14 protein-coding genes are annotated in these 16,911 nt (G+C 69.7%); 10 read left to right on the top strand and 4 right to left on the bottom strand.

Features of this window, described 5'->3' with window-relative positions; all coding sequences use genetic code 11:
* Positions 1–149 precede the first annotated feature (149 nt).
* Positions 150–1,718 carry an alpha/beta fold hydrolase gene (locus ACYVF7_RS54870; protein ID WP_460355804.1) on the top strand — a complete coding sequence of 523 codons (1,569 nt, stop codon included), beginning with the start codon at positions 150–152 and terminating at the stop codon, positions 1,716–1,718.
* A gap of 136 nt (positions 1,719–1,854) precedes the next feature.
* On the opposite strand, the gene ACYVF7_RS54865 is transcribed toward ACYVF7_RS54870, so the two are convergent.
* On the bottom strand, positions 1,855–3,648 hold the full coding sequence (locus ACYVF7_RS54865; RefSeq protein WP_460355803.1) for a WD40 repeat domain-containing protein: 1,794 nt from the start codon (positions 3,646–3,648) through the stop codon (positions 1,855–1,857).
* Positions 3,649–3,803: 155 nt separating this feature from the next.
* The gene (locus ACYVF7_RS54860; RefSeq protein WP_460355802.1) at positions 3,804–4,421 is read right to left on the bottom strand and encodes a hypothetical protein; all 618 of its coding nucleotides are present in this window, start codon (positions 4,419–4,421) and stop codon (positions 3,804–3,806) included.
* A gap of 181 nt (positions 4,422–4,602) precedes the next feature.
* On the opposite strand from ACYVF7_RS54860, the gene sigJ reads away from it, so the two are divergent.
* Complete coding sequence (sigJ, locus tag ACYVF7_RS54855; protein ID WP_460355801.1) at positions 4,603–5,478, top strand: RNA polymerase sigma factor SigJ; 876 nt, start codon at positions 4,603–4,605, stop codon at positions 5,476–5,478.
* A 187-nt stretch (positions 5,479–5,665) separates the two neighbouring features.
* Complete coding sequence (locus ACYVF7_RS54850; protein WP_460355798.1) at positions 5,666–6,793, top strand: NAD(P)/FAD-dependent oxidoreductase; 1,128 nt, start codon at positions 5,666–5,668, stop codon at positions 6,791–6,793.
* A 62-nt stretch (positions 6,794–6,855) separates the two neighbouring features.
* Here the strand turns inward: ACYVF7_RS54850 and ACYVF7_RS54845 are convergent, their stop codons facing one another.
* Positions 6,856–7,350 carry a hypothetical protein gene (locus tag ACYVF7_RS54845; RefSeq protein WP_460355795.1) on the bottom strand — a complete coding sequence of 165 codons (495 nt, stop codon included), beginning with the start codon at positions 7,348–7,350 and terminating at the stop codon, positions 6,856–6,858.
* A 290-nt stretch (positions 7,351–7,640) separates the two neighbouring features.
* Here ACYVF7_RS54845 and ACYVF7_RS54840 point away from each other — a divergent pair, with 290 nt between their 5' ends.
* From ACYVF7_RS54840 to ACYVF7_RS54815, 6 genes are all read left to right on the top strand, one after another.
* Positions 7,641–8,054 carry a hypothetical protein gene (locus ACYVF7_RS54840; RefSeq protein WP_460355792.1) on the top strand — a complete coding sequence of 138 codons (414 nt, stop codon included), beginning with the start codon at positions 7,641–7,643 and terminating at the stop codon, positions 8,052–8,054.
* Positions 8,055–8,354: 300 nt separating this feature from the next.
* On the top strand, positions 8,355–10,664 hold the full coding sequence (locus tag ACYVF7_RS54835) for an acylase (protein ID WP_460355789.1): 2,310 nt from the start codon (positions 8,355–8,357) through the stop codon (positions 10,662–10,664).
* Positions 10,665–11,084: 420 nt separating this feature from the next.
* On the top strand, positions 11,085–11,381 hold the full coding sequence (locus ACYVF7_RS54830) for a WXG100 family type VII secretion target (RefSeq protein WP_460355786.1): 297 nt from the start codon (positions 11,085–11,087) through the stop codon (positions 11,379–11,381).
* 122 nt (positions 11,382–11,503) lie between these two features.
* Positions 11,504–12,856 carry a WXG100-like domain-containing protein gene (locus ACYVF7_RS54825; RefSeq protein WP_460355784.1) on the top strand — a complete coding sequence of 451 codons (1,353 nt, stop codon included), beginning with the start codon at positions 11,504–11,506 and terminating at the stop codon, positions 12,854–12,856.
* Between the two features lie 5 nt (positions 12,857–12,861).
* Positions 12,862–13,449, top strand: a complete 588-nt coding sequence (locus ACYVF7_RS54820) for a hypothetical protein (protein WP_460355781.1) — start codon at positions 12,862–12,864, stop codon at positions 13,447–13,449.
* A 267-nt stretch (positions 13,450–13,716) separates the two neighbouring features.
* Positions 13,717–14,550, top strand: a complete 834-nt coding sequence (locus ACYVF7_RS54815) for an NmrA family NAD(P)-binding protein (protein ID WP_460355779.1) — start codon at positions 13,717–13,719, stop codon at positions 14,548–14,550.
* 150 nt (positions 14,551–14,700) lie between these two features.
* On the opposite strand, the gene ACYVF7_RS54810 is transcribed toward ACYVF7_RS54815, so the two are convergent.
* Positions 14,701–15,546, bottom strand: coding sequence for an SAM-dependent methyltransferase (locus ACYVF7_RS54810; RefSeq protein ID WP_460355776.1), 846 nt, complete (start codon positions 15,544–15,546; stop codon positions 14,701–14,703).
* A 138-nt stretch (positions 15,547–15,684) separates the two neighbouring features.
* On the opposite strand from ACYVF7_RS54810, the gene ACYVF7_RS54805 reads away from it, so the two are divergent.
* Positions 15,685–16,593 carry a helix-turn-helix domain-containing protein gene (locus ACYVF7_RS54805; protein WP_460355773.1) on the top strand — a complete coding sequence of 303 codons (909 nt, stop codon included), beginning with the start codon at positions 15,685–15,687 and terminating at the stop codon, positions 16,591–16,593.
* The last annotated feature ends 318 nt before the right edge of the window (positions 16,594–16,911 follow it).

Raw genomic sequence — 16,911 nt, 5'->3', positions numbered from 1 at the left:
GGTACGCTATGTCAATATTTGTCCAAAGGTGTCCGGATGGCGTAAATAGTTGACCATCGCGGAGATGTGCCGCTCGTGAACGACCGCGCCGCCAGGGCGCCGTCAACGAGACAGGCGTGTTCCCCAAGATCCCCCTGAGGAGCATCCTCATGTCACGGCCCCCGACGCAACACAAGACCGGCCGCGAGCGCCTGCTCGCGGCGGTCGGCGTGCCGATCATCGGCTCGGCCGCCCTCGTGACCCTCGCCCCGACCTCCGCGCTCGCGGGGCCGACCGACGGTGGCGCCGGAATCACCTGGCAGGCGTGCTCGCGGTACGCCGACGGCGACTTCGAGGGGTTCGGCCTGCGCAGGGGCCAGATGGCTCGCGCCCGGCCGCTGATGGCCCGCATGGAGTGCGGGACCCTGCGCGTTCCGCTGAACTACGCCCAGCCGAACGGGCGGAAGATCAGCATCGCGGTGACCAGGCTGCGGGCCACCGATCCGGCGCACCGGCTGGGCAGCCTGGCGGTCAACCCCGGCGGTCCCGGCGTCAGCGGCTACCTGGTGCCGCTCAGGATGATGACGCGGAACCCCGCGGACGCGGGGCTGAACGAGCGGTACGACCTCATCGGGTTCGACCCCCGCGGAGTCGGCCGCAGCACCAGGGTCGACTGCCCGGAACTGAGGAGCGCGGTCGCGCCGCCGCACGGGCCACTGACCGAGCAGGCCGTCAGGCGGGCGTACGCGCGGCAGGTCGCGGCCAACCAGGCCTGCGCGAAACGCGACCCGGCCTTCCTCTCCCAGCTGACCACCGCCAACGTGGCGCGCGACCTCGATCAGATCCGCGCCGCGCTGGGCGAGACCACGATCAGCTACCTCGGTATGTCGTGGGGGACCGCGCTCGGCGCCAACTACCGCAGCCTGTTCCCGCAGAGGGTCGCCCGGATGTGGCTGGACAGCGTGATGGGACCCGACTTCCGGCTGGACTCCTACACGGACACCACCGCCCAGGCCAAGGACCAGAACTTCTCCCGGCAGGCCGCGTGGATCGCGAAGCGGAACGCCAGGTACGGGCTCGGCACGACGCCCGAAGCGGTCAAGGCCGCCGTACTGCGTCTGGAGCGCGCCTACGACGCCGATCCCAAGAGGTACCCTCACGCCCTCGTCGACGGCGGCGTGATCGCGAGCCTGGCCTCCCAGACGAGCGAGCACTGGGCACTGACCGCGGCGGCGCTCAAGGCGCTGACGAACTCGCCCGGCCCCATCGCGCCGCCCGCGGTGGCCAGGGTCTTCCGGACGTTGAACCCGGCCGACGGGTCCGACGAGGACGACAGCGCCATGTTCCGGGCGACGGTCTGCAACGAGGAAGCGGGACAGCGTGACTTCGCCTCCGCGTGGACCGCGTACCAGCGGCGCCTGGCCCGCTACCCGGTCACCAGCCGGCACGCCGATCCGGTGCCCACCTGCGCGGGATGGCCTTTCCAACCGCAGCGCTGGCCGCTGAAGGCCGGAGGCGGGTCGCTCCAGCTGTCCGCCCACCGGTACGAGACCACCACGCCGTACGTGTGGGCGAAGCAGATGCAGGCCCTGATCGGCGGGACGGTGCTGACCGTCGACGACGACGTCCACGCCTCCGCCGTCCAGGTCCCCGAGTGCGCCGCCCGCATCGTGGCCTACTTCGCCACCGGACGCACCGACGCCGGCCAGTGCTCAGGCGAGCCGCCGGCCGCGCCGTGAGGGGCGGGCGGCGCGGCGGGCCGGGTCGGCGCCGGCGATGCGGACGTGGCGGTCGAACGCCGCCGCCGTGCCCGGGGGCGACCGGGCATGGCTACCGGCCCGGCCACCGCCGAGGACGCCGAACCCCGGCGGACGGTCAGGCGGCCGGGACTCCGCAGATGCGTACGAGCTCTCCCGCCGCCCATCGGATGGACGGGTGCTCGTCATCCCGCAGGTGAAGCAGGGAGGGGACCGCGGCCTTGACGGCCTCGCGTTCCTCGCCGGGACCGTCGGCGATGTCCGCGATGAGGAGCAGCAGGGTGTTGCGCGCCCGGTTCGAGGGGATGAGCATCCGTTCCACCAGGAACGGCACGGCGGGGGCGGCCGCGGCGACGGAATCGTGTTTGGAGACCAGGAGCTCGTAGAGCCGCTTGACCGCCGCCTGAGCCGCGTCCTCGTCGTCGGAGGCCACCTTGGCGATCAGGCCAGGGATCTCGTGCCCGGGGCCGCGATTCGTCCAGAGGGAACCCCAGTCGATCTCGTCGAGCCGCATCCGTAGCCTGCGGGTCGGCCACAGCCGGTCCAGGTCGAGGCGGAGCGCCGCGGTGCCCTGGCCGGTGGTCACGTACAGCACACCGTCGGCAGCGAGGGCGAGGCTCTCGACGCCGGTCCCGATCCGCAGGTCCGCGACATCCATGGTGCCCAGGTCCCAGACGCGTATGAGCCCGTCCGCCCAGGCGGCGGCCAGGGCCGGGCCGGTCTCCAGGCGCACGGAGGCGAGCGCGGCGACCGGTGACCTTCGCCGGTCGAACGCCGTCCGCGACGGGGCGCGAACGGTCGCCCAGAACCGGAGCACCCCATGGGCGTCGCCGCTCACGACCACGCTGCCGCCGTCGACCCGCCGGTAGCAGGTGATCGCCGTCACCGGCGCGCGGTGCAGCGCCCGGTCCTCGGTCTCCGGGCCGTCGGCCGCCCAGACGTGCACGTGGCCGGTCGCGTCTCCCACGACGGCCGTCGTCCCGTCCTCGTCGGTGGCGGCCGCCGTACGTCCTGGCAGTTCGCCGAGTTCGGGGAGGTCGGGCGGCACTGGCGGTGTGGCCCTCGTCGAGATCGCCGTCCAGCGGAGCCGGTCGTCGGTGCCGCCCTCGGTGAAGGACGCGGGGCCGAGGTCCTCGACGGGAGACGGTACCTCGCTCGGCGCCTTGATCTCCTCGTCCGTCCAGGTCAGGCCCAAGGTGTCGGCGACCTGGACGACGGCCTCGCGGGTCCGGCCCTGGATCACGATCGCGTAGGCGGCGCGCGGGCCCCGGCCGTGGCGGATGAGCGCGTCCGGAGCGCCGTAGGTCAGGGCGTCGGTGCCCATCTCCTGCCAGGGCAGCAGGCCCAGGTCCCGGTACGACGCCTGGAGCCGCTCGACGATCGCGGGGTCGCCGTCGACGACGGCACGGCGGATCCGCAGGTTCCAGCCGAAGCATGCGGGGAGCCGTTCCATGGCCAACTGCAGGAAGAACTCCGAGATGGACCGGCTCTGTACCGCCCAGCCGTCAAGGGTGTTGACCAGGACCTGCGGATCGGGAAGATGCGCCTCGGAAGCGAGGTAACCCCACTGGTTGACGTACTGGTACTCGGCCATGATGACGCGGATCTCGTCATCCTGCGGATTCGGGACCGAGTCGGGCCCTGACGGCGGCCACTGCGAGTGCGTCCAGTACAGGCGGGGCCGGAAGGCGAAGGAGTTGACGGGAGAGTCCCACCACTCCACGAGCGCCGCCGGGATGGGGTCCGACTCGTCGAGCTCGTACCCCGGGGCCTCTCCCTCTCGCGTCACGAGCGGTTCGCCGCCGGGATCCTCGTATCCCCACTCGCGCTGCACCTCGTCGAGCAGGTCCCAGCGCGTACGCTGCCGGGCGAGCCGTTCCCCGAACCGTCCGTAGTCGATGATCTCCGCCATGTGAGCATCCTAGGAACGTTCCATGGTAAAGATCGCAAAATCGCGGAGTTCCCGGCGAGACCTTGGCCACTCGACGCGAGCCGCCCGCCGGAACGCAGCGGCTCCGCACCTGCGACGTGAGACCCGTTCCGGCGGGGCTTCGAGCGTGCCGGGGTTCAGCCGCGCCAGGGCGGTGCCGCGTGGAACGCCGGATGCACCTCGATCGTCGGAGCCATGGTCTGCAGGAGCCGGCGGGCGCGGGACAGCGGATGTTGGGGGAAGTGCTGGTCCCACCACGGATCCTCGGACCAGTTGCGCGGGAGGCCGCCCTGGACCTCGGGCGCGTACGGGTGCTGGGCCCAGTACCGCATCATCTCGTCGGGCGTACGGCCCTTCCCGTGTTCGGCCATGAATCGGTCGAACGCGGCTGCGTCGCGCATCCCGGTCACGCCCTGCTCGACGCACAGGAATTTGAAGACCAGGCTGCGGTCGGCCCGCGGCAGGGTGAAGGACGCGATGTACGCCACGCCGGGCCGGTCGGGCAGAGGCAGCTTGACGATCTGCTGGATCGTGGGAAGGCCGTGCAGGGTGACCAGGTCGAATTCGACCAGGCCCCCGCCGGAGGCGGCCGTACGCGCCACCGTGTCGCGCCGAAGCTTGTCCAGGTCCTCCAGCGGCGCCGTCAGGTCAGGCGGGATGTCGAAGACGTGCAACTCGGCGATGTCGCCGTCGGAGTTCTGGAAGGCACCGGGCTTCAGCTGCTCCCAGCCGGCCGGGTCGAAGCGTAGGGACATGAGGCGGCAGCCTAGCCAAAAGGGACATTCGACACCTGGTCGGCCCACGGGCGTCGAGTGCGCGCATCGTGTCGATGACCGGTCGCGGGCGGAAGGTGGTCTCGCGCGAGCGCGGGCATAGGGTGACAAGACGTTCGCGGGTCGTGGAGAGGGCGGCTCGCGGCACGCCGATGCGAGGATCATGGACAAGCTCGCTGAGTTCACGGAGAACAGGCCGCGGCTGTTCGGCCTGGCGTACCGGCTGCTCGGCGAGGCAGCCGAGGCCGAGGACGTCCTGCAGGACGCCTACCTGCGGTGGGAGGGGAGCGGGCCGGTCGAGGTTCCGGCGGCGTGGCTGACCAAGGCGGTCACGAACCTCTGCCTGAGCCGCCGGGGCTCGGCACGCGCCCGCCGGGAGAAGTACGTCGGGCCGTGGCTGCCGGAACCGGTGTTCACCGACGACGGCCGGCTGGGGCCGCTCGAGACGGTCGAACAGCGGGAGTCCCTCTCGCTCGGCGTGCTCGTACTGCTGGAGCGGCTGACGCCCGCCGAGCGGGCGGCGTTCGTGCTGCGGGAGGCGTTCGGCTACCGGCACGGGGACGTCGCCGACGTACTCGACATCGACGAGGCGCACGCCCGGCAGCTCTACCGGCGGGCCCGCGAGCACGTGGGTGAACACCGGCAGCGCTTCGCCGAACGCCCCGGTCAGCGCGAGGAGATCGTGCGCCGCTTCGTCGCCGCGGCCGGGAACGGCGACGTCGCCGCGCTGGAGCGGTTGCTCGCCGAGGACGTCGTCGCCTGGTCGGACGGCGGCGGCAAGACCTCGGCCGCGCGCCGTCCGATCGTGGGGCCGGCCGCGGTCGCGCGCCTGTACTGCGGGCTGGCCAACCACCCCCGCGCGGTCGACATCGAGGTCGCGATCCGCGCGGTCAACGGCGAACCGGCGATCGTCGTGCACCAGGCAGGCGAGCTGTACCTGATCGTCTGCCTCGACGTCGCCGGAGACCAGATCGTTGGCGTACGCGGCATCCTCAACCCCGACAAGCTCGCGTACGCATCGGCGCAGGAGCCCCGATAGGCGTCAGCGGCACGGGACGCGCAGCGGATCCCGCTTCGACGCGGTACCGGGCGGCGCGGGAGACGCGAGCGTGTCATGACCGCGGCGCAGCGGGTGTGAGCACGGTCACCAGGCGCGATCGTCACGAAACGGCACGGCTGCCGAGTCACCTCCTTGACGGCACATCGTCGACAGAGGGGAGCGTGAGATGACGGCGCGCATTCTGGTTCTCGGCGCGGGCTACGCGGGACTGGTCGCGGCCGGGCTGACGGCGCGGCATCGGGACGCCCGGGTGACGTTGGTGAACGCCCGCGATCGGTTCGTGGAGCGCGTACGGCTGCACCAGGTCGCGACCGGCCAGCGGATACGGACACGGCCGATCGCGGAACTGCTCGATGGTAAGCCCGTGGACTTCGTCGTGGGCCGGGTCACCGCGATCGACGCCGCGGAGCGCGAGGTCGAGCTGGCCGACGGGCGGCGGCTCGGCTACGACACCCTCGTCTACGCGCTCGGCAGCGCTTCCAACGCCGGCGCCGTGCCCGGGGCGGTCGAGCACGGCTACCCGCTCGCCACCGTCGAGGACGCCGAACGGCTGCGGGAGCGGCTCGCCGACGACGGCACCGTCGCGGTGGTCGGGGGCGGGCTGACCGGGATCGAGGCGGCGGCCGAGCTGGGGGAGACGCGACCGCGAGGGACCGTGCGGCTGGTGACCGCCGACCGGCTCGGCCCGGCGCTGTCCGAACGAGGCCGCAAGCACCTGCGGCGCGTCTTCGCCCGGCTCGGCGTGGACGTCCGCGAGAACACCCGGGTCGCTGAGGTATGCGCGGACGGCCTGTCACTGGCCGACGGTGAGAAGCTTCCGGCGGACATCGTCGTGTGTGCCGCCGGTTTCCGCGTATCCGCGCTGGCCCGTGACGCGGGGTTCACGGTGGACGAGCAGGGGCGGATGGTCGTGGACTCGGCGTTGCGCTCGGTGTCACATCCGGAGGTGTACGCGATCGGCGACGCGGCGGTCCTGCGGCGGCCGGGCGGGCAGGAACTGCGCATGGCGTGCGCCACGGCGCTGCCGTCCGCCCGGCAGGTGGCGCGCGCGGTGGGCAACGACCTGTCCGGGCGCGAGCCGGGGCCGTTCAAGTTCCGGTACGTCAACCAGTGCATCAGCCTGGGACGGCGCGACGCCCTGGTGCAGTACGTACGGACCGACGACAGCCCGATGGAGCTCGTCCTCACCGGCCGGATCGCCGCCCTGTACAAGGAGGTGATCGTACGAGGGGCGTTCGCCGCGCAACGCCATCCCGCGATGGTCGTGCTGACCCCCGGCGGCGGCCCTTCCTGAGCCCGGACCGGCCGCGCCGCAGGTTCGGCGCTCCGGCGTCGGTGATCGGGCCGCGGACGTCGTCAGGGGATGACGTCGGCGCTGATCGTCGTGGTGGAGGTCCGGCAGGTGGACATGCGGCCGGTGATGTTCGTCTGGGCGGCCGAGTTACTGGCGCAGCGCCAGCCCCGGACGGTCGCCACGCCGGCGCTGCCCTGCTTCGGGGTGTCCTTCCGGTAGTAGGTGCGGAAGACGGTCATCGCCGTCGCGCAGGCGACGCGCCCTTTCAGCACACCGACCGCGGCCATGGGGCCGTTGCCCGGGGGCTGGATCGCTCCGCAGTTGGTCCTCGGGCCGGCGAGCGTCGGCTTGTGGGCGGAGCGCGACGGGGAGGCGGGCCGGTGCGACTTGGCATGGGCCGGGGTCGGCGTGGGAGTGATCGTGGGGCTTGCCGTGGGGCTCGCGATGGAGGACGACGGGGAGGATTTCGGGGCTGCGCCGGGCCCGGAACCGTCGCGGCAGGCGTTCAAGGCGATCAGAAGGAGCGGGAGGAAGACAAGGGCACGACGACGATGCACAGGCGAGGACCCCCGGGGACGACTGCAAGATCGGGACAGTTTCCCAGACGTGTCGTTTCTCGTCGGATCCGGGGCGTAGCACGCTTCGTCGACAGAGCGCGGCGGACGATCGGAGAGGCAGAGTCCGGTGGGTCCTCATCAGCCGGCGCATCTCTCCGCTTCCGGTCCCGGTGGTGATGAAACCATGGAAGAGCAGCTCAACGGCGTGATGTGGCACTGGGTAGCCGCGGCGAGCGACCCATGAGCACGGGCGGCGGTCCTGGATGGCCGTTGCCGGGTGAGGGGGCCACGTGCACTTCCACGCGTACGCCTACCGCGGGCCCGGAGAAGCCGTCCAGACGTTCGACGCCGTACGGTCGCCGGGCGGCGTCGGGTTCGAGACCTCGCCTGTCCCGCCCGAACGTACGTCCGCCTGGCTGGCCAAGCCCGCCCGCTTCGTCAAGGCCACCTGGGACGATCCGGCGGAGGCCGTCGCCTGGCTGGAGCGGCGGTACACCGAGATCCAGCCATCGTTCTTGCACCCCGAGCTGCAACGTCACGCCCCGGACATACGGACTCTGGCCGCGACCGCCCTCGACACCCTCCAGCGAGGCAACGACGTCGTCTGGGCCTGGTGGCTCACCGGCGGCAACTACATCGACCTGGCCGTGGTGTGCTGCCCGAACCGCGACCGCGACGCCCGCTGCCCCCTCGCCCGTCGCTGACCGGCGCTGCTTGGCCAGCCCTGAATCAGGCCGCCTCTTGTCGTTCAGGGCCGCATCGGCCGAGCGGTGGCCGACGCGACGCGTCTCCGGGCCGTCCCAGCGGCTGAGCGGACAGCCGATGCCCCTTCCGCGGCCGCGAACTCCAGGCGAGTGAGCCGATATACGACCGTGGTCGGTTGCCGAGCACGAATCTCGCCTTGAGGACGACCGGGGTCGTTCGTCCGAGGGACAGGCGGAACCCTTCCACGGGCCGATGCGCGGCGCCCCCGGCCCTCGGACGATGGGCCCGAGGTGATCTTCATGAGATGGAAGCTCGTCACATTCGCGGTGGCGTCACTCACCGTGCTCCCTCTGACCCTCGCGGTCCCGGCGGGGGCGGCACCGACCGGGCGGTACCAGGCCGAGATCCGGCGGACCGCGTACGGCATCCCGCACATCAAGGCGGCGGACTACGGCGGTCTGGGGTTCGGGCACGGGTACGCGTTCGCGCAGGACAACCTGTGCGTGGAGGCGTCGCGGCTGGTCACGCTGGCCGGTGAGCGGTCACGGTACTTCGGAGCCGACGCCCAGACCGACGATCCGCTGGCGCACGCGTCGAACCTCGCCAGCGACGCATACAACCAGGCGGAGCTGCGGTCCGGCACCGTACGCGGACTCCTTGCCCAGCCCGCGCCGATGGGGCCGACGAAGGAGGTGCGCGAGCTCGTCCGCGGATACGTCGCCGGCGACAACCGCTATCTCCACGACACCGGCGTCTCCCGGCTCCCGGACCCGACCTGCCGCGGCGCCGCGTGGGTACGGCCGATGACGGAGCTGGACGTCTACCGCGACCTGTACCACACCACCCGGCTGGAGGGCGCCGAGCAGGCCATCGAGCAGATCGCCACCGCCACCCCGCCGTCGGCGGGCCGGAGCGCCCGCGCGACGGTCCCCGTACTGCCGAAGGCCGACGCGGGCAGCAACGCGTACGGGCTGGGCCGGGACGCGACGCGTGGAAAGGGCGGAATGGTGCTGGGCAACCCGCACTTCCCCTGGAACGGCATCGGGCGGTTCTACCAGGTGCAGCTCACCATCCCCGGCAAGCTGAACGTCAGTGGCGTCGCGCTGTACGGCACGCCGCTCGTCGAGATCGGCCACACGCAGCACCTCGCCTGGAGCCACACCGTCTCCACCGCCACGCGCGCCACGCTCTACCGGCTGAAGCTCGCGCCCGGGGACCCCACCGCGTACATCGTCGACGGGCACCGCGAGGCCATGACCAAGCGCACCGTGACGGTGCCGGTCCGCGGCAAGGACGGAAGCGTCGGCACGGTGACTCGGACGCTGTACGACTCCCGGTACGGGCCCGTGATGGCGGACGGCTGGACGACCACGACGGCGTACGCGATCCGCGACGCCAACGCCCGCAACGTACGGGCGATGAACACCTGGCTCGCGATGGGCCAGGCCGACAGCGTCGCGCAGCTACGGAAGGCGCAGGACACCTACCAGGGCATACCGTTCATCAACACGATCGCGGCGGACTCGAACGGTCAGGCCTACTACGCCGACGCGTCGGTCGCCCCGCACGTCACCGACGAACAACTGAAGACCTGCGCCGTTCCCGGCCCGGATCTCGCACTCGACGGCTCGACCTCCCGCTGCGCGTGGGGCAGCGACCCTGACGCGATCGAACCCGGCATCTTCGGCCCCGCCCGCACGCCGCGCCTGTCCCGTACGGACTACGTGACCAACTCCAACAACAGCCCCTGGCTGACCAACCCCAACGCGCCACTGACCGGATTCCCGCGGATCTTCGGCGACACGGGTACCCAGCGGTCGCTGCGGACCCGGCTGGGCCTCGACATGGTCAAGCAGCGGCTGGCCGGGACCGACGGGCTCGGGCCGCGTGGGTTCGACCTGACGAGCCTGCAGCGGACCACGCTCGGCGACCGCGACCTCAGCGCCGAACTCCTCCGCGACCAACTCGTGGCGTACTGCCGTGCGCACCCGACGCTGACCGCCGCCGACGGCTCGACCGTGGACGTACGGGCGGCGTGCCGGGTGCTGGCCGGCTGGAACCTGCGCACCGACACCGGCAGCAAGGGAGCCGTGCTGTGGCGGGAGTTCCTGGCGGCCGCGCAGGGTCCGGACGGCCTGTTCCGCACGCCGTTCGATCCCGCGCATCCGCTGACCACCCCGCGCGATCTCGACACGGCTAACCCGTCCGTCGGCCGCGGCCTCGCCACCGCCGTACAGCGGATGACGGCACTGCGCGTACCGCTCGACGCGCCGCTGGGATCGGCGCAGCGGTACCTCGGGATCGGGATCCCCGGCTGCCCGGGCGGTGAGGGCTGCTTCAACGCCATCTACCCCGGCGACGGACTCCAGACCGGCGGCACCTATGGTGACGTGTCGTTCGGCTCGAGCTTCATCATGGCCGTGTCCCTCACCCCTGGCGGACCGCGAGCGTCGACCATCCTGACCTACTCCGAGTCGTCCGACCCGACCTCGCCGCACCACACCGACCAGACCCGCCTGTTCTCGCAGAAGCAGTGGGTGCCGGAGCGGTTCACCGACGCCGACATCACCGCCGACCCGCAGTACCGCACCACCCGCGTCACCGGCTGACGCTCGAACGCCGACCCGGAGGCCGAATTCGTACTGCTGACACCGGGAGTTCCCGGCGGGCCGCAGAACCCGCCCGGGTGGACGCTCGCCTTCGAGCAGTGTCGCGGACGCCCTGTCGCCTCGTACGCCGCGACAGGGCGTCCGCCGTTCTCGCGGGTGAAAAGCGATCCCGGCCGCGTAGGTCCACTGTCCTCAAGGGCTGATCCGGGCCGTCCGTTTTCCGCTGGTCTCTCCCGCTGCGGAAGGGGCTCGTACAGGCCCCTGGCAAAGCTATCGACTCTCAGTCAGATTTCATCTATCTTGCACGAGTTGTGCTGTCTGGGATCCGGTGTCGGGCTTCGTATCGGGGTCGACCTTGCCGAACGGACGGTGCTCGGACGACGCATCGACCCCGGCAGCTTGAACACGAGGGGTTCTTTCATGGACGGTCGGATCCAGGCCGAGCTGGCAGCGTTGTCGAAGGGGGAGGCGGCTTTCGAGGAGGTCCTGGCAGCGGTGCGGGGCCTGCTGAATGAGCTGGACCGGGGCCTGTCCAGGCACCTGGCGGAATGGGACGGGGACGCCAAGGCCGCGTACCGGCAGGCTCACAGGGAATGGCGGGCGGCAGCGGATGACATGGCCGATTCGCTAGATGACCTCAAGAAGGTGATCGGTGTCGCTCACCGCAACTATGGGCGGTCCATCAGGGCGAACCTAGCGATGTGGCACGGAAGATGACAGGCCAGAAGCCATCTACGCCTTCCGGCCCGCCTGCCGCGACACCAGGATCTGAACCACCCATTGTCGCGCTTGCCCAGGGACGACGCCCGACCCCAGTACCTCCCGCCATCGCGGCCCGGGTGGACATCACCCCGGAGACAGTCGATAAGGCGGCGGGAAACTTCGCGGTCGGACAACAGGACCTGATGAACGCCTACCAGAAGCTGTCGCAGCGACTGCAGGCCGCTTCCTCGATGGCCGGGGACGACAAGGCCGCGCACCAGTTCGCCACGGTCTACCAACCGGCAGCCCAGGCCGCCTACCAGGCTTTCCACACCGCGATCGAAGCGCTCGGCGGCACGTCGCTGGGATTGACCCACACGATCAACAACCATCTGGCCGCCGACCATCACTCACGCGCCGACAAACCCGCGGGCCCGCCGCCGCGATACCCACAGCACCAGGTGTCGACTTCCTTCGCGGTCGCCGGCTCTCCTCCTGTGGTCACCGGGTTCAACTGGGCGCCCTCGACCACGGTCCCCCGCCTGCGCGTCAAAGTCCCCCAACTGCCCGGCTGGGTCGCATCGGCGATCGGCGACTCCCCGAACTGGCCACAGGGCAACGACCACCTGCTCGACGAGGCGGGCAACGCCTGGCAAGAGGCGGCCCAGGAGATCGGCAAGGTCGCGTCCTGGCTCGACGGGACCATCTCCACCATCCTCGACCCCGCCGACAACACCGAACACGCCGCGGTCAGCAACTACTGGGCCAGCCTCTACAAGCCCGGCGACTCCACCACGGTGCTGTCGGGGTTGTTCACCATGTGCCAGGCCCTGGGAGGCGCCTGCCACGACTATGCCGCCACCACCCGCAAGGCTGCCGACATCGTCGCCGCGGAAACCATCGCCGAGATCATCATCCTGCTCGGTGCCGAATTCGCCGGACGACTCATCGGCCGCGCACTGCGCCCCGTACTCGCCCGCGTCGGCGCCTTCATGCTCCGCTCCGTCACCCGCATCGCCGCGCGCTACGTTTTGCGCGACATTCTCGCCGACCTTACGAGCGCGATAGCGAACACCAAGATCGTCAAAGCCGTGCAAGCGGCCTTCGACAAGACCGCCGGTAAGGTGCTCGAAAAAGATATTACGGAAGGCCTCGCGCCGACAGAGTTCGGCAGTAACGTAGGTAGAGAAGCCACTTCGATGCCGCGCGGCGAAAAAACTAAGTATCTATGTGACAAAATTTCGCAAGCGCATATGAGTCAAGAAGATGCGGCAAAGGCCGCCGATGCTGCATCTCGTCAACTATTTGAAAGAGTGGGTGGTCAACAAGTGGCGGATGATGGAAGGATAGTAATCCTTCCCGCGAAGGATGGAAATGGTCAGCCGGTCATTATCGTAGATAGGGACGGGCGAGTTATGCCGGGATCCGCCGATCTGAAGATTGATTGGTCGACGGGAAGGTTTGATATAAAGAATCTTCGGGCGAGGTGATGATCGTGGTGGAGTTCGGACTTCGAGAATTCCAGCTTTACATCCTTGGGCATATGCCATATTCGGAGCATGTCGCCGAGGCGCTGGATGGGCTTGATGCATCATGGGATGCCGCCAAGCAGGCGATCAAGGCAGTGGAGCGGATGGAAATCGGCAAACTGGTCCATACTATTGATGTTGAGATATCGGTATTGGGTGAGCCGCGCCGAGTATTTCCTGTACCGGCGGAAGATGTAGAATTTGCGGACCGTAAAGAATCGCAAGTGTTTGCTTTTGAGCTCCCTGTTTTTGAAGACTTCATGTACTTGGTGAATGTTGTCCCGCAGGGTTATTGCTGGGGTTCGCGCCTTGGGCGCCGACCTGACGCGAAGGCTCCACGCATCGAGGCTCTCGAAGATCTGCGGCCGTGGGGAGCTATCAAGAAAGAAGTCTTGAGGGAGTTGACGAAGCCAGAGATGATTGAGGGCTTTTCGCATTACGAAGTCTATAAGGGAACAATTCTTGAGCGGGCAACGGGTGAGCCTGTCGAAGTGCTCGTTGAGTTCGATATGGAGTTGTTGCAGTGGGTCAAGCGTGCCAACGATCCCGAGTAGGTGGCTACCTGTTGTCGCGGCGAACGTCCTTGCGAGACAAGTGCTGACTAGGGAAAATTTCAGCCTCCGTGAAGCGTCGTGACCGGCGGCTTCGGGTGTCCCACGCTGACGTGCAGGCCTTTCCTTGCGATCCTGTGGCGCGCGATGCACCTCCAGAGAGCTTCTCCATATATCAGCTGACCGCGCGACATTCGGATGTTGACCTCAATCTAGGTTGAGGTCGTACGGTCCTCGGCGACGGCAACGATCCGCGCTTGGGGGAGTCTCATGATCCTGGTTACTGGAGCGACCGGCAATGTCGGTCGGCATCTCGTCACTCGGCTGTCGGCGGCGGGCGTCGCGGTCCGTGCTCTCACCCGTGATCCGGAAGCGGCGGGCCTTCCCGAGGGGGTCGAGGCCGTGGCGGGGGACCTGGCTGATCCGGACAGCTTGGAGGCGGCGCTCAAAGGTGTCGAGTCGGTCTTCCTCGTCTGGCCGTTCCTCACGGCCGAGCAGGCGCCCGGTGTGCTCGAGGCGATCGGGCGGCACGCCCGCCGCGTCGTCTACCTGTCCTCCCTCGGCGTGGACGACGAGGCCGAGCGGCAAGCCGACCTCATCAATCAGTTCCACGCGGACATGGAGCGGCTCATCGAGAAGAGCGGTCTGGAGTGGAGCTTCCTGCGGGCGGGCACGTTCGCCGCCAACGCGCTCGGTTGGGCCGAGCAGGTTCGGGCCGGGGACGTCGTCCGCTATCCCTTCGCCGGCGCCAAGGCGATCATCCATGAGGCCGACATCGCGGCCGTGGCGGCGCGAACGCTCACCGAGGACGGGCACGTCGGCGCGAAGCACATCCTGACCGGGCCGGAAGCGCTGACCACGGCCGAGCGCGTTCAGGCGATCGGCGAGGCGATCGGTCGTACGTTGCGCTTCGAGAAGACCCCTGCCGACGTGGCGCGGGAACGGATGCTGGGCGACGGATGGCCTCCCGCGCTCGTGGACGCCCTGCTGAGCGCGCCCGACGACCAGCCGGCCGCCGTCACCTCCACCGTCGAGGAGATCACCGGGGAGCCGGCGCGGACGTTCCGCGACTGGGCCGTCGAGCACGCCGCCGCCTTCCGCTGAGCTGGCGCCCCCTGCAGTTGGCGCCACACGCAGTCGACGCCCCGCGTCCCTGCGGCATGTTGGTATAGCGCCATCGCCCCACTCGCCTAGGCGCATGGGGCAGGCCCCATCCCAAAAGGGTGGTGCCTTGTCGTTCAAGCCCTGACCGTCCTAGGGTTTGTAGCCCATTCCGCCGAGCGTCTCGACGCGGGGCGGAAGGCCGAACGGGCTGTGCTCGGGACGCCACTGGGACACCGGCACCAAGCCGGGCTCCAGGAGTTCCAGGCGGTTGAAGAAGCGGATGATCTCCTCCGGCGAGCGGAGATGGTACGGGACCGCGCCGCCGCTGTTGTAGCGCTTGTGCGCCTCCCGGCGCTTCGGGTCGGTGTTGGTCCCGTCGTTGAGCACCAGGTAGCTGCCGGACGGCAGGGCGTCCAGCAGCCGCCGTACGATCCCGTGCGGGTCCTCACCGTCGTCGATGTGGCCCATGATCCCCAGCAGCATCAGCCCGACGGGACGGTCGAAGTCCAGCGTCGCGGCGGCGGCCTCCAGGATGCGGTCGGGGTCGCGTACGTCCGCGTCGATGTAGTCGGTGGCGCCGTTGGACGTGCTGGTGAGCAGGGCGCGGGCGTGCGCCAGTACGAGAGGGTCGTTGTCGACGTAGACGATCCGCGTCTCGGGGGCCACCCGCTGGGCGATCTCGTGCGTGTTGTCCACCGTCGGCAGGCCCGTGCCGATGTCGAGGAACTGCCGGATCCCCACCTCTCCCGCCAGGTGCCGGACCGCGCGGGCGAGGAAGTGCCGGACGGCGCGGGCGGCGTCGACGATGCCCGGGAAGGTCTCCCGGAACTCATCGCCGGCCTGGCGGTCGACGGGATAGTTGTCCTTTCCGCCGAGCCAGTAGTTCCAGATCCGGGCCGAGTGCGGCACGGTCGTGTCGATCTCGGGCGGGGCCTCCCGGTCGGACGGCGACGGGGATGTTCCGGGGGTCTGCGGTGCGGGCGCTTCGTCGGTCACGGGGAAGACCTTTCCTCGATGCCGCGGGGGAGGATGCCGTGGGGCAAACCGGCCAATCTGGTTCGCACGGCCGAGGCTATCGTGAGAGGCTTCGAACGCGATCAGTGTCGGTGACGACTGTGGAGCGGAGAGGACGGCATGGTCACTGTCCCCCTCGGCGGTGGCGTGGCCGACAGCGCTCTGCTGGCCTACCGCCAGGCCGGCCCCACGGTGCTGCGGATGCTCGTCGGCGCCCAGCTGCGCCGGATGCGCGAGGCCCAGGGCCTCACCTGTCAGAGCGCCGGAGCGGCGATCCACGCGTCGCACTCCAAGATCAGCCGCCTGGAGCTGGGACGGCGGGGTTTCAAGCAGCGCGACGTCGCCGAGCTGCTCACCCTCTACGGCGTGGAGGACGAGGCCGAGCGCGCGACCCTGCTGACTCTCGCCGAACTGGCCACCGCGCCGCCGTGGTGGCGGGAGTACGCCGACGTCGTCCCCCGCTGGTTCGAGGACTACCTCGGGCTGGAGCAGGCCGCCAGTGTCATCCGCACCTACGAGGTGCAGTTCGTTCCCGGTCTGCTGCAGACGCCCGACTACGCCCGCGCCGTCGTCCGTCTCGCCCACGGCGACTACTCCGAGACCACCATCGACCGTCGCGTCGCGCTGCGGATGAAGCGGCAGCGGCTCCTGCTGGACCGGCCCAACCCGCCCAAGCTCTGGGCCGTCATCGACGAGGCGGCGCTGCGCCGCCCCATCGGCGGCGCGGCGACCATGCGGGCCCAGCTCCAGCACCTTCTCGAGGTCGCCGAGCGGCCCAACGTGACGATCGAGGTCATGCCGTTCAGCGCGGGCGGCCACGCCGCGGCCGGCGGCCCGATCACGCTGCTGCGCTTCCCCGAGGACGACATCCACGACGTCGTCTACCTCGAGCAGCTCACCAACGCCGTCTACGCCACGAAGACCGCGGACGTCGACCACTATTGGCACGTCCTGAATCGCGTGGTCATCGAGGCCGAGCCGCCGAACGCATCCGTCAAGATGCTCCAGCGGATCCTCCGAGAGACCTGATCAGATCACTTCCACTTCACGTTGCCGTGGAGTGGCCGCCGAGGCGGAGGGGGCGGACAGGGCCACGGTGGCGGCGCCGACGGCGATCGCCACGGCGGCGGACTTGAGGTACGGCATCATCGGCCTTTCGCTCGGCGAATTGCTCGACTGACCGCGCATCCTCGCAGCGGATCACCGGTGGAGATAGGGGCTCAGAGCCCATTCACGGGGTGGTGAGATGGGGCGTCGGTCCTACCGGCTCACAGGGAGACGACGGCCCGGCGGAGGGCGCCGGTCGGTGGTCCGCCGGTGACCACGGTGCCGCCCGACGTACCATGC

The organism is Actinoallomurus acanthiterrae, from assembly GCF_054775715.1.
The sequence above is the reverse complement of the archived record's forward strand: the minus strand, read 5'-3'. Positions and strand labels throughout refer to the sequence as shown.

Excerpts from the sequence above, each read along its gene's own strand:
- ACYVF7_RS54870 (WP_460355804.1), top strand. The coding sequence starts at position 150 with ATGTCACGGCCCCCGACGCAACACAAGACCGGCCGCGAGCGCCTGCTC.
- ACYVF7_RS54865 (WP_460355803.1), bottom strand. The coding sequence starts at position 3,648 with ATGGCGGAGATCATCGACTACGGACGGTTCGGGGAACGGCTCGCCCGG.
- ACYVF7_RS54860 (WP_460355802.1), bottom strand. The coding sequence starts at position 4,421 with ATGTCCCTACGCTTCGACCCGGCCGGCTGGGAGCAGCTGAAGCCCGGT.
- sigJ (WP_460355801.1), top strand. The coding sequence starts at position 4,603 with ATGGACAAGCTCGCTGAGTTCACGGAGAACAGGCCGCGGCTGTTCGGC.
- ACYVF7_RS54850 (WP_460355798.1), top strand. The coding sequence starts at position 5,666 with ATGACGGCGCGCATTCTGGTTCTCGGCGCGGGCTACGCGGGACTGGTC.
- ACYVF7_RS54835 (WP_460355789.1), top strand. The coding sequence starts at position 8,355 with ATGAGATGGAAGCTCGTCACATTCGCGGTGGCGTCACTCACCGTGCTC.
- ACYVF7_RS54830 (WP_460355786.1), top strand. The coding sequence starts at position 11,085 with ATGGACGGTCGGATCCAGGCCGAGCTGGCAGCGTTGTCGAAGGGGGAG.
- ACYVF7_RS54815 (WP_460355779.1), top strand. The coding sequence starts at position 13,717 with ATGATCCTGGTTACTGGAGCGACCGGCAATGTCGGTCGGCATCTCGTC.
- ACYVF7_RS54805 (WP_460355773.1), top strand. The coding sequence starts at position 15,685 with ATGGTCACTGTCCCCCTCGGCGGTGGCGTGGCCGACAGCGCTCTGCTG.